Annotated in this window: 16 protein-coding genes; 13 read left to right on the top strand and 3 right to left on the bottom strand. The window is 39.4% G+C overall.

Annotated elements, in window-relative coordinates:
- The first annotated feature begins 3 nt into the window (after nucleotides 1-3).
- From IGJ14_RS10890 to IGJ14_RS10880, 3 genes are all read left to right on the top strand, one after another.
- Nucleotides 4-528, top strand: a complete 525-nt coding sequence (locus IGJ14_RS10890) for an ATP:cob(I)alamin adenosyltransferase (RefSeq protein ID WP_430607772.1) — start codon at nucleotides 4-6, stop codon at nucleotides 526-528.
- 13 nt (nucleotides 529-541) lie between these two features.
- Nucleotides 542-1,318: an ABC transporter ATP-binding protein gene (locus tag IGJ14_RS10885; protein ID WP_195273275.1), complete on the top strand. Its 777-nt coding sequence runs from the start codon at nucleotides 542-544 to the stop codon at nucleotides 1,316-1,318.
- 278 nt (nucleotides 1,319-1,596) lie between these two features.
- On the top strand, nucleotides 1,597-2,589 hold the full coding sequence (locus IGJ14_RS10880) for a virulence RhuM family protein (protein ID WP_229053919.1): 993 nt from the start codon (nucleotides 1,597-1,599) through the stop codon (nucleotides 2,587-2,589).
- Nucleotides 2,590-2,806: 217 nt separating this feature from the next.
- On the opposite strand, the gene IGJ14_RS10875 is transcribed toward IGJ14_RS10880, so the two are convergent.
- The gene (locus IGJ14_RS10875) at nucleotides 2,807-3,010 is read right to left on the bottom strand and encodes a substrate-binding domain-containing protein (protein WP_324249545.1); all 204 of its coding nucleotides are present in this window, start codon (nucleotides 3,008-3,010) and stop codon (nucleotides 2,807-2,809) included.
- A gap of 856 nt (nucleotides 3,011-3,866) precedes the next feature.
- Between IGJ14_RS10875 and IGJ14_RS10870 the strand changes: the two genes are divergently transcribed.
- A complete protein-coding gene (locus IGJ14_RS10870) occupies nucleotides 3,867-11,117 on the top strand; it encodes an isopeptide-forming domain-containing fimbrial protein (protein WP_430607770.1) in 7,251 nt (2,416 codons plus the stop codon).
- Between the two features lie 475 nt (nucleotides 11,118-11,592).
- Nucleotides 11,593-13,083 carry a peptidoglycan DD-metalloendopeptidase family protein gene (locus tag IGJ14_RS10865; RefSeq protein WP_195273272.1) on the top strand — a complete coding sequence of 497 codons (1,491 nt, stop codon included), beginning with the start codon at nucleotides 11,593-11,595 and terminating at the stop codon, nucleotides 13,081-13,083.
- A gap of 182 nt (nucleotides 13,084-13,265) precedes the next feature.
- On the opposite strand, the gene IGJ14_RS10860 is transcribed toward IGJ14_RS10865, so the two are convergent.
- Nucleotides 13,266-14,459 (bottom strand): ATP-binding protein, encoded by a 1,194-nt coding sequence (locus IGJ14_RS10860; RefSeq protein ID WP_065096402.1) that lies wholly within the window; start codon nucleotides 14,457-14,459, stop codon nucleotides 13,266-13,268.
- Between the two features lie 562 nt (nucleotides 14,460-15,021).
- Between IGJ14_RS10860 and IGJ14_RS10855 the strand changes: the two genes are divergently transcribed.
- The 6 genes from IGJ14_RS10855 (at nucleotide 15,022) to IGJ14_RS10830 (ending at nucleotide 20,629) form a co-directional block, all read left to right on the top strand.
- Nucleotides 15,022-15,906, top strand: coding sequence for a diacylglycerol/lipid kinase family protein (locus IGJ14_RS10855; protein ID WP_066025473.1), 885 nt, complete (start codon nucleotides 15,022-15,024; stop codon nucleotides 15,904-15,906).
- A 349-nt stretch (nucleotides 15,907-16,255) separates the two neighbouring features.
- The gene (locus tag IGJ14_RS10850; RefSeq protein ID WP_066025507.1) at nucleotides 16,256-17,284 is read left to right on the top strand and encodes a phosphate/phosphite/phosphonate ABC transporter substrate-binding protein; all 1,029 of its coding nucleotides are present in this window, start codon (nucleotides 16,256-16,258) and stop codon (nucleotides 17,282-17,284) included.
- Nucleotides 17,285-17,296: 12 nt separating this feature from the next.
- On the top strand, nucleotides 17,297-18,049 hold the full coding sequence (phnC, locus tag IGJ14_RS10845; RefSeq protein ID WP_019722481.1) for a phosphonate ABC transporter ATP-binding protein: 753 nt from the start codon (nucleotides 17,297-17,299) through the stop codon (nucleotides 18,047-18,049).
- 11 nt (nucleotides 18,050-18,060) lie between these two features.
- Complete coding sequence (locus IGJ14_RS10840) at nucleotides 18,061-18,858, top strand: ABC transporter permease subunit (RefSeq protein WP_195273271.1); 798 nt, start codon at nucleotides 18,061-18,063, stop codon at nucleotides 18,856-18,858.
- A gap of 1 nt (nucleotide 18,859) precedes the next feature.
- Entirely contained in the window at nucleotides 18,860-19,750 is an 891-nt protein-coding gene (locus IGJ14_RS10835; RefSeq protein WP_066025474.1) for a PhnE/PtxC family ABC transporter permease, read from the top strand.
- 42 nt (nucleotides 19,751-19,792) lie between these two features.
- Nucleotides 19,793-20,629 (top strand): PHP domain-containing protein, encoded by an 837-nt coding sequence (locus IGJ14_RS10830; protein ID WP_195273270.1) that lies wholly within the window; start codon nucleotides 19,793-19,795, stop codon nucleotides 20,627-20,629.
- 306 nt (nucleotides 20,630-20,935) lie between these two features.
- On the opposite strand, the gene IGJ14_RS10825 is transcribed toward IGJ14_RS10830, so the two are convergent.
- Nucleotides 20,936-21,625 (bottom strand): N-acetylmannosamine-6-phosphate 2-epimerase, encoded by a 690-nt coding sequence (locus IGJ14_RS10825; protein ID WP_104871300.1) that lies wholly within the window; start codon nucleotides 21,623-21,625, stop codon nucleotides 20,936-20,938.
- A 240-nt stretch (nucleotides 21,626-21,865) separates the two neighbouring features.
- Between IGJ14_RS10825 and IGJ14_RS10820 the strand changes: the two genes are divergently transcribed.
- Together IGJ14_RS10820 and IGJ14_RS10815 are read left to right on the top strand one after the other, a co-directional pair.
- Nucleotides 21,866-23,059 carry an MFS transporter gene (locus IGJ14_RS10820; protein ID WP_019722476.1) on the top strand — a complete coding sequence of 398 codons (1,194 nt, stop codon included), beginning with the start codon at nucleotides 21,866-21,868 and terminating at the stop codon, nucleotides 23,057-23,059.
- Between the two features lie 302 nt (nucleotides 23,060-23,361).
- Nucleotides 23,362-23,694: a nucleotide pyrophosphohydrolase gene (locus IGJ14_RS10815; RefSeq protein ID WP_065096396.1), complete on the top strand. Its 333-nt coding sequence runs from the start codon at nucleotides 23,362-23,364 to the stop codon at nucleotides 23,692-23,694.
- The last annotated feature ends 17 nt before the right edge of the window (nucleotides 23,695-23,711 follow it).

Below are 23,711 nucleotides of genomic sequence, written 5' to 3'. Positions count from 1 at the left end.
ACTATGAAAGATATTTATCGAAGCCCTTATGAGGCATATCCATTTTTAGCAGACGATGCAGATGATTTACGTTGCGATTATGAATTATACACCGATCGCTTATCTTCAGAAATCGGATTATTGCGCGCAAAATGTGCAAACTCTCCTTTTTACGAAGAGTTAGAGAAAATCGGTGAATTGGTTTACCATGCCAATGCGTGCGTGCGTACAAAAATGACGATCACGCAAGAAGAAATCGACTGGTTAAAGAGTCGTGTCGATGAATTGAATGCAGAAAGAACAAACCAAAGCGGACCATTCTTCTTACCTCAAGGAAGTGAACGAGGTGCATTAGCTCATATTTTACGTGTCGATTGTAAAGTAATCGTTCGTTTACTGTATCGCCATCTTTATCAAGGCAAAAAAGTCGATTCAGGCTTGCTAGACTTTTTCAATTTATTGTCGGGTTATTTCTTCATGGTTGCGCTGAAATTCAACCGAGAAGACGACGTAGCAGAAATTCCTTTTGTCAGCAGAAATTACCGCTAAAGGAGGAAAAGTGATGACCTTGAAGCTATCGCAAGTCACAGCTGGCTATGGCTCAGTAAAAATCATCAAAGAAGTCTCCTTCGAGCTGAACAAAGGTGAGAACCTATGTATCTTAGGACCTAACGGCTGTGGCAAGACAACCGTATTAAAATCAATTGCAGGCATCCTTTCCTACGAAGGATCGATCACGATTGATGGAAAAGAAGTCCGTACAATGAAGCGTAAAGAAGCCGCACGAAAAGTCGCCTTACTTAGCCAGTTTTCAACTATTTCTTTTGATTACACCGTCTATGAAACCGTCATGATGGGGCGTTATACGCACATCAAACAAGGACTATGGTCGGTCACCACAGCAGAAGACAGAGAAAAAGTCATGGAGTGCCTAGCACTGACTAATTTATTAGAGCTGAAAGACCATCCAGTCAACCAACTTTCCGGTGGCCAAAAGCAACGCGTCTTTCTAGCCAAAGTATTAGCCCAAGACCCAGATATCCTATTATTAGATGAACCCAATAATCATCTCGATATCAAACACCAACTCGAACTCATCGGCTATTTAAAAGACTGGGGCAAGAACCAAGACAAAACAATCATCGGTGTCTTCCACGACATCCGTTTAGCCCTGTCATTAAGTGATCAAGTCCTATTCATGAAAGCAGGCCAAGTCATCAAGCAAGGCCCATTTTTGGAAACAGCTTCAAGAAAACTACTCAAAGATATCTTTGATGTAGATCTAGTGAAGCATTTTCAGGAACAGAGTGAGATTTGGGAGAATTTGGGGGAAGGATAAAGGAAACGTACAAAAGTTGATATAAAAAAAACTAAGACTTTTAGCGAAGTCTTAGTTTTTTTATACATAATCGTTTTATCGCATTATTTGGCGTATATATAAGTGACACGATTTTTTGCTATAATACAAATAAATCAGTTGAAGATCATATTTTTGGGGAGTTGCCAAGTAAGAAAAATGTTCGCTCGAGTTACATATGATCTGAATCAGGTATCGTGGCAAATTTAGCAACTATTTTAATAGAATACAGGTGGAATCAAGAAAGGAGAATAATCAAATTGAATGAAATCCAATTTTTGATGTATGAAGACAGTGAAAAAGTGGAAGTAGTGGTGCAAGATGAAACCATTTGGGCAACACAAAAGACAATTTCGAAGCTTTTTGATGTTGGCATTCCAGCAATTAGTAAACATCTGAAAAATATATTTGATTCTGGTGAATTGATAGAAGATCGAACTATTTCCAAAATGGAAATAGTTCAAAATGAGGGTGGAAGGTCAGTAAAAAGGGCGACCACATTTTATAATCTTGATGTCATTATTTCTATTGGTTACCGTGTCAACTCACAAAAAGCAACGAAATTTCGTATTTGGGCAACGGATGTCTTAAAAGACTATATTCGAAAAGGGTTTAAAATTGATGTCGAACGAATGAAACAAGGTGAACATGCGTTTAGTAAAGACTACTTCCGAGAGCTACTCGAAACAGTTCGTTCAATTCGTGCAAGTGAGCGCCGTATCTGGCAACAAATCACTGATGTTTTTGCAGAAATTTCTTATGATTATGATAAAAATGCAGAGGTAACAAAGCAATTTTATGCAACTGTACAAAACAAATTCCACTACGCGATTACAGGAAGAACAGCCGCAGAAATCGTTTATGATAAAGCGGATAAAACGAAAGAAAATATGGGACTCACTACTTGGAAATACTCACCAGATGGACGGATATTACAATCGGATGTCGCAATAGCTAAAAATTATTTGACTGAAAAACAAATTCGTAGTTTAGAACGAAATGTTTCCTCTTACTTTGATTACGTAGAACGTCTCTTAGAAGATGAGATATTACTTAGCATGGAAGATTTTGCAAAAAGTATTGATGAATTTTTAGCCTTCAATCGTTATCAGATCCTTGAAGGAAATGGACAAATTAGTAGTAATATAGCCAAGAAAAAAGCAATCGATGAGTACAAGGAGTTCAATAAGCATCAAAAAATCGTTTCTGATTTTGACAAAGAAGTGATGAAAATCAGGGGAGAGATGGAATAGTTATTGTTTTGTAAATCAACTATGATATGAAAAAATTGAAATTAGTGTTTTTGTATAATAAGACAAAAAAGATATTAGAGAAATAACAAGAATTGAATAATTTTTTTGATAAATCACAAAAAAAACGCTGAACAGCCACCTCCACTCTAGCTGTCCAGCGGTTCCTTCATTTATCCACTATCCTCACCGCCCCCCAAATATTCAACTCCGGTACGATCTATTGATGGATGATCGGCTCGTCTGGGTGATTGATACGATGTAACAAGGTTCGGATGGCGAGTTGGCTCATGAATTCCAAGTTGTTGGCAACGTTGGTCAATCGTGGGATTACCATGCGTGTGAATTCTGTTTCGTCAAAGAAAATGATACTAATGTCATCTGATATCGTATAGCCAGCGGATTGGAGATAGCTGTTGAGTATGAAAATTTATACTGACTTGATATGTTTATTGATGTACACAAAGACAAGTAAGTATGAAACGATAAGACATAACGTTCATCGGATTAAAACCTAACATTTATATAATTAATAAACGATTAGAAAAAAGGAGCTATTTCTTTTTTAATTATAAATTGTTATCTAATGACTAGACATTTTCACTTATTTTTGTTTTTGCTTTGTTATTATAAAAAGTTTTTAAAAATGTATATTTTTGTTTTTTTATCCCTTTATTTTATGATTATATCTGATTTTTGAATAGTAATACAAAGAGAGCGAGATTTCTAGAGAGTAAAACTATTAATAACTTACATGGTTGCTTGAATTAGACAGATTATTCGTTCTGTTTAAAATCAACAATTTGCTAAAGGTGAATTTAATGTAACATAACAACCAATCATTTTGTTGATAACATTATAAGGTGTTTGGAAATAAGGTTTCATCGTTGAAATAGAATGGATTATTGATTCATTCCTTTTTATATGGCTTTTTAGGCTGGTTTATAATTAGGAATTTCTGACATTTTCTTTCTTTACGTAAATCATTGCACACTTTCTTTTACTAAAAAAATTGGTATCAATGAGAAATGATTCGCTTAATAGGCAGTTTGATTTGTAGTTTTTTTATACATATATATAGGAAGAAAGTTCTTTTTTAAGATAATAAAATAGCATATTAGTCGTTAATCTCCTTCTTTTTTTCACTAAAATATTCGTGTTATAGGCGTATATATATGGTGTGTGATTTTATATATGAGAAAACACTCATCTACAAACCCGTTTTCTTTGTGTTATTTAAACAACGATTATATAGTGGGGTGAAGGAGGTTATTTTAAAAATGAAAAAAGTGTATAGAGTTCCATTCAATTATTTAGCTGTTGTTATGTTGTTGGTAGCGAATCTGTTGCCTGTTACGAGTGTGTTTGCAGAAGGGGTGGCACCACCGAATGAGAATGTATTCGACTCTCAAAGTTTATCGATCAAAGCAGATGCTGAAGCGAATACGGAGAACCAGCAATTAGTGGATGTGACGTATGAAGTGACGAACAAAAGTGAGGCACCCATCAATCAGTTGATCATCCATCAAAAAAATGAAAACGATACACCTGTTAAATTTGATGAGCAAACACTAAAAAATAATCAGAAGTTAGTCGAATCAACCGATCCAATCGTTTCGTTTGAAAAGATGGAAAAAGCAGAAGGAACCCAATTACGGATTGCTAGCCTTCAACCAAATGAAACAAGAAAACTTTCCATCACCGGGGAACAAACGAATCGATCCGTGGATCAATTAGCAGTTGTGATCAAAGAATCAGAAAACAAATTAGGTGAGCTCAAGCTCAACTTTCCCAAAAAAGAACTTGCACCAACTAGCACTACCTCATCACCTATACAAGAATCTACCGCACAACAAGAATCATCGATACCCAGTCAACCAATCAAAGAGCCAACCAAAGAAACAACGGCAGAAAGAGAATCGACTGTGCAAACAGAAGAAACACAAACAGAAGAATCACAGTCAACAAGTGAAGAAGCAGAGGACCTCGATCCTGGATTACCTCAGGCAGCTATGCCTCAAGGCCCTAGAATTGCGCCAACACCAGGACGAGGCTTTGATAAACCAATCTATAATAGCGTGCACAAAGGCGAGCTTTTTTCTACAGGAAATACTAATCTAAAAATACTTGATGAAAAAGAGTATCGGGCTAATATTTTTTTGAATACTAAAGCGCCTAGCAGCGGCTATGCGATCAATAACTTTGTTTTAGAATTTGCTGATGTAGATGGCGACCCGACAACTTATAATTCTAGTCGCGCATATATTGATCTAGATGGTGCGAAAGAGATTGCTTGGGCGGGGTTATTTTGGAGTTCTTCTCGTTATAAAGGCCCTGCATTTGGCACCAATCTTTCGGATGAAGAAATCAGTGCCCCAGTCAAATTTACTACGCCAAATGGCACATCACAAAGAGTTGCCCCACAGTATTATCATCGAATTGACCAAGATAAAACTGATCCTGGACAATACTTTGGCTATAACAATACAGGCTTTTCGAATTATGCAGATGTCACATCGATTATTCAAGGCGATGGCAGTGGAACTGGTGGCTATACCTTAGCTGATATCCCTATGACAAAAGCCCTAAACCAGAAATCTCAATACTACAATTTCAGTGGTTGGAGTCTATTCGTCGTAACAAAAGATCAAGCAAAACATTCTCGAGCATTCAATGTATACTACGGTGCTAGAGGAAATAAAGCGAATACCAATAATGAGTTTGTCATGAAAGACTTTATTACAGCCAAACAAGGAAAACTAGACCCTATTGTCACCTGGTTCACTGTACAAGGGGATAAATTTTTTACTGGTGACAATGCGCAAATCAAAAACAGCGCAGGTGACTATATCAATATCATCAACACAATCAATCCAGTAGGAAATGTCATGAATGCCACAGTGTCGGATAATGATAAGCATATGGTTGACAAGTATCCCGGTCAATTCAATCCAGGACATCCGAACTTTTTAGATATCGATATCGATCGTCTTTCTATACCCGAAGGACTGATCAAAAATGGCCAAAATCAAATCAGTTTCCGAACGACTAGTGTGGGGGATGACTTCTCCACGAATGCTGTCGGTTTCTCTGTGAATGCTGAGATTCCTGAGCTAGAGATCAATAAAGAAATCGTGAATCCTAAAGAGACGTACAAGATCGGAGAGACAGTCACCTATCGGGTGCATGTGAAAAATACAAAAGAAAATTCAGAAGCCGTGAATACGTTGTCTAAGGATGTTTTAGATAGCCGTTTGGATTATGTTCCTGGCTCTTTATCAGTTGTGAGTGGTCCCAATGCTGGGAAAAAAACTGATGCTTCTGGCGATGATCAAGCAGAATACACAGCAGCTAACCGGACGATGACGGTTCGTGTCGGTGAAGGTGCAAATGCTACAACAGGAGGCAGTTATAAAGGAACGACGGCTGAAACAGTGTATGAATTCCAAGCGAAAATCAATGGTACAGCCATAGCCGAGCAATTGATCCCCAATCGTGCAACTGTTCAAGGGACAGATGTAGCAACTAACACAGCACTTGAAAATCAATCGAATGTGGTTGAAGTAAAAGTAGAAAAAGAAGAGTTAGCAGGAAAGATTGAAAGCACGAAAACGGTCAATAACCAATCGCCTAAAATCGGTGAGGAAATCGACTATACGATCAACTTTAACAATACGGTAGAAAATGGTGTACTGAATCAAGTGACGATCACGGATAGCTTGCCTAAAGGCTTGACGTATGTCGAAAATAGTATCGCAAGTAGTGGCAATGATCCTAAACCAACGTCAATGACTGTAGTGAATGGAAAAGTAACGGCTGTATATCCAAAAATCACTGATACAGCGACACGATCGATCACTTTTAAAGTCCGTGTCAATGAAGACGCCGTTGCAGGACAAGCGATCATCAATCAAGCAATCGTCGACGATGGCGTAAATCCGCCAATTGAACCAGAAGTTCCTGTAACACCTGTAGAAACACCAGGAGTATTGGAAAGCAATAAGTCTGTGAATGATCAGTCACCGAAACTAGGAGACGAGATCGAATATCGTATCACTTTCCGCAATAAGATCACAAAGGGTGTCTTGAAACAAGTAATGATCAAAGATACCTTGCCAAAAGGTTTGACCTATGTGGAAGGTAGTTTGAGCAGCGAAGGGGATGATCCCCAACCGACCAATCTAAGTTACAAAGACGATACGATCACCGCTGAATATGGCAAGATCAGTGATACGAAAACTCGCACGATCGTGTTTAAAGTGAAAGTCAATGAAGAAGCGAAGGTCGGCGAAACGATTGTCAATAAAGCGACCATCGATGATGGGACGAATCCGCCAGATGAACCGGAAACACCAGTGACACCAGAAGAAACACCAGGAGTATTAGAAAGTACAAAAACAGTGAATCATCAATCACCAAGAATCGGTGATGAAATCGAATACCGGATCACGTTCCGTAACAAGATCCAAAATGGTGTCTTGAAAAAAGTAACGGTCACCGACAACTTGCCTAAGGGCTTGACGTATGTGGAAGATAGTTTGACCAGCGAAGGCGACGATCCCCAACCGACGAAGTTAGTGATGGAAAATGGGAAATTGACAGCCGAGTATGGGACGATTTCTGATACGAAATCCCGTACGATCATGTTCAAAGTAAAAGTGAATGAAGAAGCAAAAGTTGGTGAACAAATCATCAATAAAGCAACGATCGATGATGGCACGAACCCACCAGATGAACCGGAAATACCTGTCACACCTGAAGAGACACCAGGAGAGTTAGAAAGTACGAAAACGGTCAACAATCAATCACCAAAAATTGGGGATGAGATCGAGTACCGCATCATGTTCCGCAATAAGATCCAAAATGGTGTTTTGAAACAAGTAACAGTGACGGACAACTTGCCTAAAGGGTTGACGTATGTCGAAGGTAGCTTAACAAGTGAAGGAAACGAGCCACAACCGACCAAATTAATAATGGAAAATGGAAAGTTGACTGCCGAGTATGGCGCAATCACTGATACCAGTACTCGTTCGATTGTCTTTAAAGTAACCGTCAACCAAGAAGCAAAAGCGGGTGAAACAATAGTCAATAAAGCAACAATCGACGATGGCACGAACCCACCTGACGAACCAGAAACGCCAGTCACACCAGTAGTGACACCTGGGCAATTAGAAGTAACGAAAACAGTTAACCATCAATCACCAAAAATCGGTGACGAAATCGAATACCGTATCAGCTTCCGTAATAAAGTCACCAATGGAGTCATCGACCAAGTAACGATTACTGATACGTTGCCTAAAGGCTTGACGTATGTCGAAGGCAGTTTGACGAATGAAGGCGCTGATCCGCAACCAACTAGCTTAGGCATAGAAAATGGAAAAATAACTGCTGAATATCGTAATATCACCGATACGTCTGTGCGTTCGCTTGTCTTTAGAGTCAAAGTCAATGAAGAAGCGAAAGTGGGTGAGCAGATTATCAATAAAGCAACCATCGATGACCATATCAATCCGCCGGACGAACCAGAAACACCAGTGACCCCAGTGGAAACACCGGGAGAGCTAGAAAGTACAAAATCAGTCAATCATCAATCACCAAAAATCGGTGAAGAAATCGAGTATCGTATCAACTTCCGCAATAAAGTTACTAATGGCGTATTAAATCAAGTGACAGTAACTGACAAGTTGCCTAAAGGTTTAACTTATGTGGAGGGTAGTTTGACAAGCGAAGGGGACGATCCACAGCCAATAAATCTGACAGCAAAAGATGGAACGATCCTCGCAGAATATGGCAAGATCAATGATACAAAAGTCCGCTCGATCGTCTTTAAAGTGAAAGTCAATGAAGAAGCAAAAACAGGTGAAACGATCGTCAATAAAGCAACCATTGATGATGGCACGAATCCGCCAGACGAACCAGAAACACCAGTGACACCAGTGGAAACACCTGGTGTATTAGAAAGTACAAAAGTAGTAAATGATCAATCACCGAAGCTGGGCGAAGAAATCGAATACCGTATCAGTTTCCGCAACAAAGTCACAAATGGTGTCTTAAAACAAGTGACAGTGACGGATAACTTACCAAAAGGCTTGACGTATGTGGAAGGTAGCTTGATGAGTGAAGGGGATGACCCACAGCCAACAAGCTTGACTATGGAAAATGGCAAAATGGTTGCCGAATACACAGGGATTGCCGATACGAAAGTGCGTTCAGTTATCTTTAAAGTGAAAGTCAACGAAGAAGCAAAAGTCGGCGAAACGATCGTCAATAAAGCCACCATCGATGATCATATCAATCCGCCAGATGAACCAGAGATTCCAGTAACTCCAGAAGAAACACCGGGCGAACTAGAAACAACGAAAACAGTGAATAACCAATCACCGAAACTTGGGGAAGAAATTGAATACCGTATCACGTTCCGTAATAAAGTGACAAATGGTGTCTTGAACCAAGCGACAGTAACGGATAACTTGCCTAGAGGCTTAACCTATGTCGAAGGTAGCTTGACGAGTGAAGGTGACGATCCCCAACCGACAAGTTTAGACTACAACGACGGTACGATCACCGCTGAATATGGCAAGATCAATGATACAAAAGTCCGTTCGATCATCTTTAAAGTCAAAGTCAACGAAGAAGCAAAAGTCGGAGAAACGATTGTCAATAAAGCAACCATCGATGATCATATCAATCCGCCAGATGAACCAGAAATTCCAGTAACTCCAGAAGAAACACCGGGCGAACTGGAAACAACGAAAACAGTGAATCATCAATCACCAAAACTTGGGGAAGAAATTGAATACCGTATCACGTTCCGTAATAAAGTGACGAATGGTGTCTTGAACCAAGTGACAGTAACGGATAACTTGCCTAAAGGCTTGACGTATGTGGAAGGTAGTCTGAAAAGCGAAGGCGACGACCCACAACCGACAAGTTTAGACTACAAAGATGGTACGATCACCGCTGAATATGGTAAGATCAGCGACACAAAATTACGCTCGATTGTCTTTAAAGTCAAAGTCAACGAAGAAGCAAAAGTCGGCGAAACGATCGTCAATAAAGCGAACATCGATGACCATATCAATCCGCCAGACGAACCAGAAGTACCCGTGATCCCAGAAGAAACACCAGGAACATTAGAAAGTACAAAAACGGTCAATAAGCAAAAAACAAAAGTCGGTGAGGAACTCGAATACCGAATTACTTTCCGCAATAAAGTGACGAATGGTGTCTTGAACCAAGTGACAGTGACGGATAACTTGCCTAAAGGCTTAACCTATGTCGAAGGTAGTCTGACAAGCGAGGGAGACCAACCGGAACCAACAAGTCTAACCTACAAAGATGGTACGATCACTGCCGAATATGGCAAGATCAATGATACAAAAGTGCGTTCAATTATCTTTAAAGTGAAAGTCAACGAAGAAGCAACAGTCGGCGAAACGATCGTCAATAAAGCCACCATCGATGATCATATCAATCCGCCAGATGAACCAGAAGTACCCGTGATCCCAGAAGAAACACCGGGAAAATTAGAAAGTACAAAAACGGTCAATAAGCAAAAAACAAAAGTCGGTGAGGAACTCGAATACCGAATTACTTTCCGCAATAAAGTGACGAATGGTGTCTTGAACCAAGTGACAGTGACGGATAACTTGCCTAAAGGCTTAACCTATGTCGAAGGTAGTCTGACAAGCGAGGGAGACCAACCGGAACCAACAAGTCTAACCTACAAAGATGGTACGATCACTGCCGAATATGGCAAGATCAATGATACAAAATCTCGCTCAATCATCTTTAAAGTGAAAGTGAACAAAGACGCCGTATCAGGAAAAGAAATCATGAACATTGCTACAGTGGATGATCATGTGACACCGCCAGACGAACCAGAAGTACCAGTGGTTCCTGAAGACCCAGATCAACCAAAAGTTCCAGATGGTAAACTGGTAAGTGAGAAAACTGTTAATCAGAAAACAGTAAAAATCGGTGAAACAATCGAGTACCGTATCAGTTTCCACAATACGGTAGAAAACGGTGTGTTGAATCAAGTGACTGTCACCGACAAGTTACCGAAAGGTCTGACGTATATTGAAGGTAGCTTGACAAGTGAAGGCGACGAACCACAGCCGACAAATTTAACTTACAAAGATGGTACGATCACTGCCGAATATGGCAAAATCAATGATACAAAAGTCCGCTCGATCATTTTTAAAGTGAAAGTGAATGAAGAAGCTGTATCAGGAAAAGAAATCTTGAATATTGCTACAGTGGATGACCATGTGACACCACCCGATAAACCGGAAGTACCAGTGGTTCCTGAAGACCCAGATCAACCGAATAAGCCAGACGTACCAGTTGTACCAGGAAAAGAAGTGCCTAACCGACCAGAGCCTAGAAAACCTGCTCCAAAGGAAAAGGAAGCAAGAAAGTCATTTCTTCCTAAAACAGGCGAAGAAATCTCTTATACGCTGATTGCTCTAGGTGGTATCCTCGTAGTAATCGTAATGGTCGTGGCAGTCAAGAAAAGAAAACAATGATTCGTCAGAACGTAAAAAACTGAATAACTGAACTGTCTTTAATTTGTAGCAACCTTAATTCAGATGATTGGTTACTCTATCTTTTTTCGATAGCAAATTTAGCAGAAACCGTCCTCCAAATAAGTGAATAGCAATATTTGGAGGACTATTTTTTATAGATTGTTCGATGCTACTCTGTTAAAAAAAAGGGTGAAATAGTAATGTCAAGTTCAAAATTTGCACTAAAATATGAAAAAATATGGACTGCTTAATCCTTCTTATTCCTGTTAAAATGAATTATAATAAAGTAAAAGTCTGTCGTATGATCTCAGTGTTCGCTAGATATTTTCACTTAACGTTTGTTATTAGTAGTGGAACGAAGCATAAATATGAGATAAATAATTGTTATTACTTTATAAAAATTATTATTTTTTTAACAAAAAATTCATAACTAACATGTATCTTAAAAATAACTAAAGAAAAGGATGTAAGAAAATTGAAAAAAAAGTCTACGTATAAATTAGTTTCATTTGTATTTCTTTCACAAATGTTACTAACTACGCCTTTACAAGTATTAGCAGATGAACAAGTTTTTTCTGCGGACCAACCAGTAACAGCGGAAGCCCAAACAGAAACAACGACGGATTCGTCTGATACCACAGGTGAAGATAACACAACAGATACAACAACAGATGGTACAGAAGAATCAACGCCACCGTCTACTGGTGATTCAAGTGAACCAACTACACCTGATACTTCAGAACCGACAGAGCCAAGCACACCGGAGGAAACAAAACCAACGGAGCCGACAGAACCAACAGAACCGACGAAGCCGACAGAGCCAACACAGCCGAGTCAGCCACAAAAACCAACGCCACCATCAACTGGCGGTTCTACTGGAGAAACACAACCAACTACACCACAGCCGAGTCAGCCGACACAACCAGTGACACCACCAGCTGCACCTGTGGCACCAACGCCTGCTCCTGCAGCGCCAGTTGCTCAAGAGGTACGTCAACCTTCTGCAACTACACCGATCCAAGATCTTGTACCATCAAGTCAAGAAACGGATGAAGGATCGATCCATTTTGAAAAAGATGAATCAGTTGAGAGCTTCATTCGCAAAATCGGTGAATCTTCTCGAGAAATCGGGCAAGAACATGATTTATACGCATCAGTGATGATCGCCCAAGCGATTTTAGAATCAGCTAGTGGACAAAGCCAGTTGGCGCAAGCCCCTAACTACAATCTTTTTGGGATCAAAGGTACACACGAGGGCAATGGTGTGACTTTTGCCACACAAGAAGATGCTGGTGATGGTACATTGTATACGATCCAAGCAACATTCAGAAAATATGCCAACTATGAAGAAAGTCTTGAAGACTATGCTAAATTAATGACTGAAGGCTTGACTGGAAATAGTGAGTTCTATTCAGGTGCTTGGAAATCCAATGCAGAAACTTATAAAGAAGCAACAGAATTTTTAACAGGTCGTTACGCAACAGATACAAGATATAACGAAAAACTAAATGGTCTGATCGAAACTTATGATTTAGAACAATATGACAAAGAAGTTGCCGGACCTGAAGTGAACAAAGAAGGATATATCGTGCCATTAAGAAATTATACGATTTCTAGCCCATTTGGTCCTCGTGGCGGTGAATTCCACCGTGGATTAGATTTTGCGGCACCTCAAGGGGAGCCAATCTATGCTAGTAAAGCAGGTACTGTGATCAAAGCAGAATTCCATCCTTCATGGGGGAACTATGTAGCAATTGAACATGAAGATGGTACGACAGCACTTTATGCTCATCAACAAGAATACATCGTGAAAGTTGGCGATGAAGTTGAACAAGGGCAAATCATTGGGTTTGTCGGTTCTACCGGAAATAGTACAGGCAGTCATCTGCATTTTGAGATCAGTCGTGATAACAGCTTAGCACAAGCGCAATTGATTGATCCAGCAACCATTTTATTTGCAGAGTAAGCTTCCTATCAAGACAAAGAATAGCTGAATAAACATATTAAAATCTGTACCTAGAAGCATCCAATCGGTTGTTCTAGTGTACAGATTTTAATATGTTTTTCTTTTTAGTTTCAAATATACAGTTACAGGATAAGAGTAGGTGAGAATCGGATTGAACCAGTTATCACTTACTTGAAAAGCATTTATTTATCAAGTAACCAATCCACGATGTATTGAATGGGAATACCATCTACTTGATTGATCTCATAATATTTACCGGTAATCACTATCTTTTTATGATTATCTTTGATGTGAAGTAAATTGTCAGTTTCACGATTATTGTTGGGAAGCTCATAAGTCACTTGGATATAGAGTGTTTCATCTAGTTTTTTTGCAACAAAATCGATTTCCTGATTGTCCAGACGGCCAACATCTACTAAATAACCTCGTCTTAGCAACTCGACGTAAACAATATTTTCTAGACGATTAATATAATTACCGTCTTTTCTTCCTACCGCATTTCTGCGAAGTCCAGAATCGATAATGAAATATTTTCCATTCGTTCTTAAATATTCTCGGCCTCTAATATCATACTGTTGCGCGCGATAAAAGAGATAACCATGTTCTAATAGATCTAAGTAGCGATTGATGGTATGCGTGCTTGTTGTGATTCCTTCACTTTTTAATGTGTTCGCAATTCTTGACGCATTGACGAGTTGTCCAACATTGTCTGATAAAAAACGAATCAGTGCTTTTAACACTGTTGCATCTTTTACACCGGCACGCAAGGCAACATCATTCAGGACGATCGTATCAAAGATCCCTGATAAAATCGTATCTTTGATTCTTTCATCTGCCAAGACTACACTGGGGAAACCTCCGTATTTTTCATATTCTTGATAAGCTTGATCAACAAACCGAGAGTCTTTTGCAATGTCCTTAACAGTTAAAAACTCATCGAAGGATAAGGGATATATAGGAATCTCGATGTAACGGCCACTAAGTAATGTAGCAAGTTCTCCAGATAACATATTCGCATTTGAACCAGTGATGACTAACTCGCAATTAAAGCTAGTTTTTATGCCATTAACGACCCGTTGCCATCCATCGACAAGCTGGATCTCATCGAATAAAAAATATACTTTTTCTTCATCTTGAGGAATCAATGGTGCTAACACGTCCCTAAATTTCTCTGCATCTGTGACTACTTGATAATTGAATGATTCAAAATTGATATAAATAATATGATTTGGTTCCACACCCTGTTCCAATAAATAGCGTTGGTAGAGCATAAGTAACACAGATTTACCAGACCGTCTAACGCCAGTAATGATTTTGATGAAATCAGTGTTCTGTAAATCGATCAATTGATTTAAATAATCAGGTCGTTGAAACAAAGTTATCCCTCCTCCAATATCCTATTGTTGGTGTAAGTATACCATTTTTGAAGTTAACTTCAAAAAAATCATTATTTTCAACAAATTTGAAGTTAACTTCAAAATAATGTTTTTTTATCGTAAATTAGAAGTTAACTTTAAATTTATGTACATGATATGATGTATTTTTCATTGTTTTTCGTTATTATAGAGCAAGATTTATTTTGACAAACTTGAGAGAAGCGATTACACTGGTGAAAAGAAGCACACAACGATGTGTGCGTATGAATACGGCAATGACGCCTAAAAAAGTAGAGCTTTTTCTGCTTTTTTAGGCTTTTTTTATGGAGGAGAGGTAAATGAGGAGAATCATTTTAATAGAGAGAAAATAGTGGAGAATTCATGTGACATACTTAAAGTAGGAGATATTCCTATAATAGTAAATAATTCCATGCAGTTTTAAAAATTTTGTTACATTTCTGGAATAGTTTTTGTTCGTGCTATCCCCATAGCATCATTCCTTAGAATTTTCTTGTTTTATGTTATTGTAAGAGAAAGAACAAACAAGAAAGGAAGAAATCGGATGAAAAAAGCGTTGTTGATCGTTAACCCTAGTTCTGGAGGAGAAAAAGCAAAAGAATATGAAGAAATGGCAGAAAATAAATTGCGTACCATTTTTGAGGAAGTCCAAGTCTTGCACACTGAAAAAAGTGGCGATGCAACAAATTTTGCTCGTGAAGGGGCGTTGGAAAAAGTCGATAGTGTCTTTGCGATGGGCGGTGATGGAACAGTCAATGAGGCAATCAGCGGTCTCGCAGAGCAAGAGGAACGACCAAATTTTGGCTTCTTTCCTTTAGGAACGGTCAATGATCTAGCCCGAGCATTGAATATGCCGATTGATCCAGAAGAAGCCATCCAACAATTCTCGATCGAACACACGAAACCGTTAGATATCGGGAAAATCAATGATCAATACTTTATGAACGTCGTTGCCATTGGAACGATCCCAGAAGCAATCAATGACGTTGATCCTGAAAAGAAAACCAAATTAGGAAAGATGGCTTATTTTATTTCTGGCTTCAAACAACTGACGAATACCCAATCCTATACGTTCCGGGTGGAAGCTGATGGCGTAGAGGAAGAAATCGAAAGTAGCACACTGTTGATTGGTTTGACGAACTCGGTCGGTGGATTTGAAACACTCTTACCAGAGGCAGAAATCAATGATGGCAAGCTTCATTTTGTATATTTAAAAGACCGCTCATTTTTTGATACCTTAAAAGCAGTACCTGATTTGATCAAAGGGGTTGATGCGACGACGGAGAATCTTGCGTATCAAACCGCAGAGAAGTTAGTGATTTCTTTAGTGGACGAAGAAGAACTGGCAACAAATATCGATGGAGATGAAGGAACAAAACTTCCAGTAACGATCGAAGTATTACCGTCTCATCTATCCGTTTATTGTTAGAATTAACTTAAGTAAAATCAACTAGACCAACTGCCTAAAATCACGAACATGAAAGATAAAAATAGAAAAGGGTGACTCGGTGAGGAAACAAATCAACCGAGTCACCCTTTATTTTTTGCGTTTTTTTGTAAACATTGGATGAATTTGTTAAGAGGATTTTTTATGGTTTTCATTTATTTCAAAAAAAGACGCGGATGTACCAAGGTGTTGGTTGATCAAAGAAAAGAATCCTTGTTTTACAAATGATTTACAATCTTCATCTACTCCTATCGCGAAGTCCATTAGAAATTTACATTGAGTCAATAAAATGAAAGATGTACCAAATAAAAAACAAGGGAGCTTACCACACATGTTTTGGAATAAAAGACGATTGAAACTTATTAGTGCGATGTTTTTCATGACCGGCTTATTTTTATTAGCTGGGTGTAATTCTAATGCTCAAGCGGATGGCGAAAGTCAACATTCTTCTGAGCCAATCAAGATTGCTTTTTATCCCAATGAATCAGCAAGTGAATTTGAACAATCAAGAAATGAAATCCAATCGATCGTATCAGAAGCAACAGGCAGAGATGTCGAAATCGTCATAAGTACGGACTATAATATCGTGATCGAATCCATTGCCAACGGACAAGTAGATTTGGCGTATATGGGACCTGATGGCTATATTGAAGCAAATCGTAAAAATGATAATGTACAAGCGATTTTAACAAATTCGGGTGCAAGTGGCACTCTGGAAGATGCTGTTTATTACAGTTTTATTGTCGTCAATGAAGAAGATACAGCAGAATATCAAGAGGGTGATGGCTATACGTTGGCCCCGATCGAAGGCAAAACGTTTTCCTTTGTCTCTAATTCTTCGACTTCTGGCTTTAGAGTACCAAGTCAAGCAATCGTTGATCAGTTTGGACTTGGTAGTTCGGATGAATTGATCATCGATGGCGATTTCTTCAATAAAGTACTTTTCGGAGGTTCGCATCAAGGCTCTGCCGTCAATTTGCTAAAAGGAGATGCTGATGCAGCAGCATTTATGAACATGGCTCAATATTTTGATGTCGTGGAGGGGGAAGAAAACAAAGCTGGTGTCGTTTACCAAGTAAAAGCCGATGCAGAAGCACCATTTGACACAGTACGAGGCGAAAAAGTGCGTGTGATCCATTCGATTCCAGTGTTAAATGGACCATTTGTTGTCAACAGAGATAATCTGGATGAAGAAACAGTCGATAAAATCACTCAAGCCATGATGAGTGAAGAAGTGACGAATAATGAAGCGATCTTTTCACCAAAAGACTCAGAATCTGTGGGTCTATATCAGAAAGAAGCCGATGAACAATTTGTAGAAGTCACTGATAGTTTCTATGACCCACTTCGCTCGAAGTAGAAAGGACGAGCCATGCTATTACAAGTAGACTCGATTTCAAAAACCTATAGTAACGGGAAACAAGCGTTAAAGGACATTTCCTTTCAACTAGAAAAAGGAGAATTTGTTTCGATCATCGGACCATCTGGGGCAGGAAAATCCACGATTCTACGTTGTATCAATCAGTTGATTTCTGCCAATGAAGGGGCTGTCTTCTTTGAAGATGAGGACATGCAACGTCTAAAGAAGAAGTCTTTGCGCTTAAAAAGAAGAAGAATCGGTATGATTTTCCAGCATTATAATTTAGTCAGTCGCCTCACAGCTGTTGAGAATGTCCTTCACGGTAGACTTGGATACAAGTCTGCCGTGAAAGGCTCGATTGGTGTCTACAATGAAGAGGAAAAACAGGAAGCCTTCGATTTGTTAGAAAAAGTCGGATTATCAGAATTTGCTTATACACGTTGTGATGAATTGAGTGGTGGACAAAAACAACGTGTCGGGATTGCTCGAGCGTTGATGCAACGTCCTGCGTTGATCTTATGTGACGAACCGATTGCATCCTTAGACCCCAAATCTTCGAAAGTCGTTATGGATTATTTACGGCAAGTGACGAAAGAATTAGATATTGCTTGTTTAGTGAATCTTCACCAAGTAGAGGTTGCGATCGATTATTCCGATCGGATCATTGGCGTAAACAGTGGCAATGTCGTGTTCTCTGGGAACCCAGATGAACTGACAACAAATCAAATCAATCAGATTTATCAGTCTGATGAATTGTTAGTATAGGGAGGGCTTGGATGGATAAAACACTGAATCAAGATCTCTTTCGTAAAAAGAAGCAGTTTTTATTTGTGACACTCTTTAGCTTTGTTGTCGTGTACGTTGTCTTTTCACAATTTGTTGGCTTTCAATTTGGTGCAGCTATTGCGGCGATTCCCCAGAGTTTTGTTTGGTTGTTCACCAATTTTATCCCAACGGAAAATTCGATCCAATCCTTGCCATTGATTTTATCTAAATTACTTGAGACGGTTTTGTTGTCGATCACAGCAACGATGACTGCCACAGTATTTTCATTGATCACGGCAATCATTGGTTCAGAGACAACTGGTCTGAACAAGGGAACAAAAACAGTGGCGCGGGTCTTTGCTAGTTTTTTTAGAAATATCCCGATCGTGGTTTGGGCAATGGTCCTACTGTTGAGTTTCAAACAAAATGAATTTACTGGCTATTTAGCCATCACTTTTACAACGTACGGTTACTTGACGCGCTCGTTTATGGAAACGATCGATGAAGTGGCAGGAAGTATCACAGAAGCGATGACGGCGACTGGTGCTTCTTACTTTGCGATCATTTTTCAAGGCGTCTTACCGATGGTCTTTGGTCAGCTGATCAGTTGGATCTTGTTCATGATCGAAAACAACATCCGTGATGCAACATTAGTCGGCATATTGACCGGAACGGGGATCGGTTTTCTGTTTGACCTCTATTATAAGAAATTTCGTTACGATATGGCAGGAATGGTCATCTTGACGATCGTCATCATCGTGATCGCACTGGAACTTTCGTCCAATAAAATTAGGAGGATGATTCATTGATATGGTCCAACGACAAAGTGAACTTGAATTAGCGGTGACAGAAACCGTCTTAGCCCAACCGACAAAAATCAGAAGAAATGCTAAAAAGAAAATCCGTATTCGCGTGTGGAAAACCTATCGGATCGTCCCTTGGGTCTTGTTTACGCTACTGACTAGTATATCGATCTACACCTTATTCACGATGGATTATGGCGAGGTTGTATTGCTGGATGCGACGCGACAATTTTTTACAGACTTGCAACGGATTTTTCTCCAGCCAAGACTCTCTGGACGTTTTTCTTTTGAGACATTGCTCCAAGCTTTAGGTATGACGGTAGGTTTGGCGGTGATCACCACATTGCTTGGAGGTGTGACAGCCTTCTTGATGGCGTTATTTACAGCAAGAAATATCAGCCATTCAGGCCTATCAAACGCGATCCGAACAGTGATGTCCTTCATCCGTGCGGTGCCAACGATCTTGTGGGTCATGATTTTCTCGATCTTGATTGGATTGGGTGCGAATGCGGCAATTATTGGCATGTCTTTTCACACGATTGCTTATCTTACAAAGGTCTTTTCTGAGAGTATTGAAGAAATCGACTCTGGTGTGATCGAAGCATTGCGTGCGTGTGGGGCAAGTTGGTGGCAGGTGGTGTTCCAAGCAATTTTACCTTCTTGTATGACCGCTTTGCTTTCTTGGTTGTTTATCCGTTTTGAGATCAACTTTACCAATGCGATTGCCGTAGGTGCCGCCGCAGGAGCGGGTGGTTTAGGGTTCCAACTTGCGATGACAAGTAGTTTTTATTTTGATTTTCATGAGATCGGCGTATTAGTGTATATGATTTTAGCAGTAGTTGCGATCTTAGAAGTCGTGGCGATCAGACTACGAAAAAAATATATCATTCACGCTTGATTGAGATGAAATTGACTGGAAAAAAGGAGAGGAGAACGTCGAGTGAAAGCAGATTTGCACGTCCATAGTTACTTTTCAGATGGTAGCAGTTCACCAGAAGAACTACTCAAATTAGCATTGAAGCATCACATGAATATCCTGTCCGTCGTAGATCAAGATACCTCGGCGGGATTAGCTCACATAAGACAGGTCTTCGCTCCTTCCCCAATCAATTTTATTGAAGGCATCGAAGTGACCGCTTATGATTTCAAACGCCGGCAACAGGTACATATCTTGGGGTATAATTTACTGAATTATCAGTATATCGAACAGTTATGTGAACCGTTGCGTGCGGCGCGAACAAGAAATACCTTACGTCAGTTGAGACGTATCCAAACTGAAGGATTTCGTATCAAAGAAGAGCAAGTAAGACAGTTTGCGAAACAGGCGACCGCTCTTTACAAACAACACATCATGTCTGCGTTGATCAAAGCAGGCTACGATACATCGATTGACGGACATCTTTACCGTAAATTATTCAAATATAATGATTTTGGTCAAGAAGAGGCAGAAATGATCGATGTCTACGAAGTGATCCAAGCAATCAAGCTCGGCGGCGGGATGTCCGTCGTTGCCCATCCGGGAAAGCTCGACAGTTTCGAGTTGATCCCTGAGCTGGCTTCGTTTGGTATTGATGGTATCGAAAAATATCATCCAGAACATAGTTTGAAAGATCAACGAAAAGTACAGGAATTAGTTGATCGTTTCAATATCCACTGTTTTGGAGGATCTGATTTTAAAGGGAAGAACGGACCGGATTATTTTGGTGAGTGTGCCATGGCTAATGTCCGTGAATTTCCTGACGAGTTATTACTCGATGCACATATGAAAGCCAACTAAACGTTATTTTCTTTTTTATTCTATATTTTATTTAGCCCCCCGGCTGAAAAGACGGTCTTTCCATTCGTGCGATCATCCTTGCACGTGTTGAAAGACCGTTTTTTGTGTAGGTAAAAAGTATCTAGTACGCCATTACTGTCTAGAATGGAATAAACGGAGTTCAAGAAGGGGCACTTTAATAATAAGAGGGTACTTCTGTTCTCGCCGTTTATTCGGCTATAGGTGGGGGAGGTGAACGAATGTCCCATTCCCTGATCAGTGTGAACCGTTACTTCAAGACAGTGTTTTTTTTGTTTTCAAGTGTTGTCAATCTAACGCAGCAACAAATCGTTGCGTGATCTCTTGTGGGCGGGTAATGGCGCCGCCAACCACGATACCAGCTACACCTAACGCTTGGATTTCCTTGGCTTGTTGGGGCGTGTGGATCTTTCCTTCTGCAATCACGCATACATCTGCTTCAAGAAGGCGTTTGATCAACACCACATCAGGCCCTTCTGTTTCTTCACTTTCTTCGGTATAACCGCTTAATGTCGTTCCAACAAAGTCGATCCCGGCTTTATAAGCATTGATTCCTTCTTCAAAGGTCGCAATATCTGCCATGAATAATTGATGAGGATATTTCGTTTTGATTTGTTCAATGAATGCGTTGATCGATAAGCCATCGTGTCGTTTACGCAGGGTACAATCAAGTGCAATCACTTCTACACCAGTGGCGACTAATTCATCCACTTCTTTCATCGTTGCAGTGATAAACGGTTTTTCAGGTGGATAATCCCGTTTGATAATACCAATCATCGGTAAATCAACTTTTTCTTTGATCTCTAAAATATCTCTGACTGAATTTGCCCGAATACCGACTGCGCCAGCTTTCTTTGCAGCTAGTGCAAAATAAGGCATCAAGCCACCTTCTTCTGAATAAAAAACTTCGCCAGGTAATGCTTGGCAAGAAACAATCAATCCATGACTGATCTGTTCTAAAAATTCTTGTTTGTCCATTTGTCAAAAACTCCAATCTGAAAACAATAGTAAGCCATTTCTACCAAGAAATATAGCATCCGCTTTCATGAGTGTAAAGAGAAAGGGCTTTATTCACAGCACCTTCCATTGGAAAAATCATTCTTTTACAAAAGAAGGATCAAAATTTTTTCGCATATACTGAAAAAGTTCTTGATTTTTTCTTGGATTTTGGATATGATTTTAACAATTTAGGGTGATTTAAAGAAAAGGGGAAGAAAAATGACGAAGTATCAACGAAAGGTATTATTATCAACATCGGCGGGTATTGCTTTAGAAAATATGGATATTATGTTTTTAGCTTTTTCATTATCTTCAATGATCGCAACTTTTAATATTAGTGGAACGCAAGCAGGGTTGATTGCAACGATCACTAATTTAGGGATGCTCGTTGGAGGTATTTTTTTTGGATTGATGGCGGATAAATATGGGCGAGTCAAAGTGTTTTCACAAACCGTCATTTTGTTCTCGATTGCTTCTTTACTCATGTATTTTGCTTCGAATATTTATCTTGTTTATCTGTTTCGTTTTATCGCAGGAATCGGCGCTGGCGGGGAATACGGTGCATGTATGTCTTTGATTTCTGAAAGCTTTTCAAAGAAACAAATCGGGCGTGCATCTTCTGTCGCTGCAATCGGCGCACAAGTTGGTGCAGCTTTGGCCGCCATCTTAGCAGCAGTAATCATTCCTTTGTTTGGCTGGAAAATGCTTTATGTCATCGGTGTCTTGCCGGTCTTGATGGTTTTGTTTATTCGAAGAGGGCTAAAAGAACCAGAGGCATTTGAAGAAACAAAAGAAACTGGGAAAAAGACAAAGCTTAGTCATTTGTTCCAAACGAAACACATGGCATGGCAAACGACAGGTCTTAGTCTGATGGTTACTGTACAGATTGCTGGTTATTTCGGCTTGATGAATTGGTTGCCTTCAATCATGCAAGCACAATTAGGCCTATCAGTTTCGGGTTCCTCTTTATGGATGATCAGCACGATTTTGGGGATGTCATTAGGGATGATGACGTTTGGGATCATCATGGATAAAGTTGGGCCAACCCTCGCATTTGGCTTATTTCTGATTTGTTCCTCTTTGTCTGTCTTTTTACTCGTACTTGCACACAGTCAATGGAGTTTAGTTGCAGCAGCAGTAGTCGTAGGTTACTTCATCAACGGAATGTATGGTGGTTATGGAGCGATCATCAGTAGTTTGTATCCAACAGAGATCCGTGCCACGGCGAATAACTTTATCATGAACCTAGGACGAGCAGTAGGCGGTTTTTCATCGATCGTGATCGGCTTTCTAATGGATCATTATAGTTTGACGGCTGTTATTCTATTTCTGAGTGGAATTTATTTAATCAGTTTACTTGTCTTGATGACTTTATCAGGCGTAAGAGATCTGAAAACAAGTTTACAACAATAGTAAATGGATCAAAGCGATATTCTAACATATGATTAAATTGAGGCTGTGACAGAAGCGTTTGTTCTAAGTAGGAGAAGACGAATGTCACAGCCCCAGTTTTACATAAAGCACCGACCCAACCAATCCAAACGGCGAACTTGGCGTGGATGAGACGTAAATGATCCTTTTCCTTGATTTAAAACCGGCGATAAGATATTTCTTTTTTCTGAAAAATAGAACAGATTATTAAAATAAGTCTAAACTATTTTTTCGCTAAACATGGTATGATTAATGTAACTTGATTTAAAATTAGGAGAAGATCAATGGAAAAAAGCATGGAAAAAATCAATCAATTTAGAGATAATCGCAATTGGCGGCAATTTCATAATGAAAAAGATTTAGCAATTTCGATTTCTTTAGAAGCCTCAGAATTATTAGAGTTATTCCAATGGAAGCAACCAGAAGAAGTCACCACCACTCAGCTTGAACGAATCAAAGAAGAACTAGCAGATGTGTTGATATACTCTTATATGATGGCCGACAATCTAAATTTAGATATCGATACGATCATTGAAGAAAAATTAGAAAAAAACAATCAGAAATACCCAGTAGAAAAAAGTAAAAACAACAAAGAAAAATATACAGAATTATCATAGGAAGATAAGCGTGGAAG

The sequence above is a fragment of the Enterococcus sp. DIV1304_2 genome (assembly GCF_050555445.1).
Lineage (GTDB): Bacteria > Bacillota > Bacilli > Lactobacillales > Enterococcaceae > Enterococcus_B > Enterococcus_B pernyi.
This window is presented reverse-complemented; position numbering and strand designations above follow the sequence as displayed.

Excerpts from the sequence above, each read along its gene's own strand:
- IGJ14_RS10890 (WP_430607772.1), top strand. The coding sequence starts at position 4 with ATGAAAGATATTTATCGAAGCCCTTATGAGGCATATCCATTTTTAGCA.
- IGJ14_RS10885 (WP_195273275.1), top strand. The coding sequence starts at position 542 with ATGACCTTGAAGCTATCGCAAGTCACAGCTGGCTATGGCTCAGTAAAA.
- IGJ14_RS10870 (WP_430607770.1), top strand. The coding sequence starts at position 3,867 with ATGAAAAAAGTGTATAGAGTTCCATTCAATTATTTAGCTGTTGTTATG.
- IGJ14_RS10855 (WP_066025473.1), top strand. The coding sequence starts at position 15,022 with ATGAAAAAAGCGTTGTTGATCGTTAACCCTAGTTCTGGAGGAGAAAAA.
- IGJ14_RS10850 (WP_066025507.1), top strand. The coding sequence starts at position 16,256 with ATGTTTTGGAATAAAAGACGATTGAAACTTATTAGTGCGATGTTTTTC.
- phnC (WP_019722481.1), top strand. The coding sequence starts at position 17,297 with ATGCTATTACAAGTAGACTCGATTTCAAAAACCTATAGTAACGGGAAA.
- IGJ14_RS10840 (WP_195273271.1), top strand. The coding sequence starts at position 18,061 with ATGGATAAAACACTGAATCAAGATCTCTTTCGTAAAAAGAAGCAGTTT.
- IGJ14_RS10835 (WP_066025474.1), top strand. The coding sequence starts at position 18,860 with ATGGTCCAACGACAAAGTGAACTTGAATTAGCGGTGACAGAAACCGTC.
- IGJ14_RS10825 (WP_104871300.1), bottom strand. The coding sequence starts at position 21,625 with ATGGACAAACAAGAATTTTTAGAACAGATCAGTCATGGATTGATTGTT.
- IGJ14_RS10820 (WP_019722476.1), top strand. The coding sequence starts at position 21,866 with ATGACGAAGTATCAACGAAAGGTATTATTATCAACATCGGCGGGTATT.
- IGJ14_RS10815 (WP_065096396.1), top strand. The coding sequence starts at position 23,362 with ATGGAAAAAAGCATGGAAAAAATCAATCAATTTAGAGATAATCGCAAT.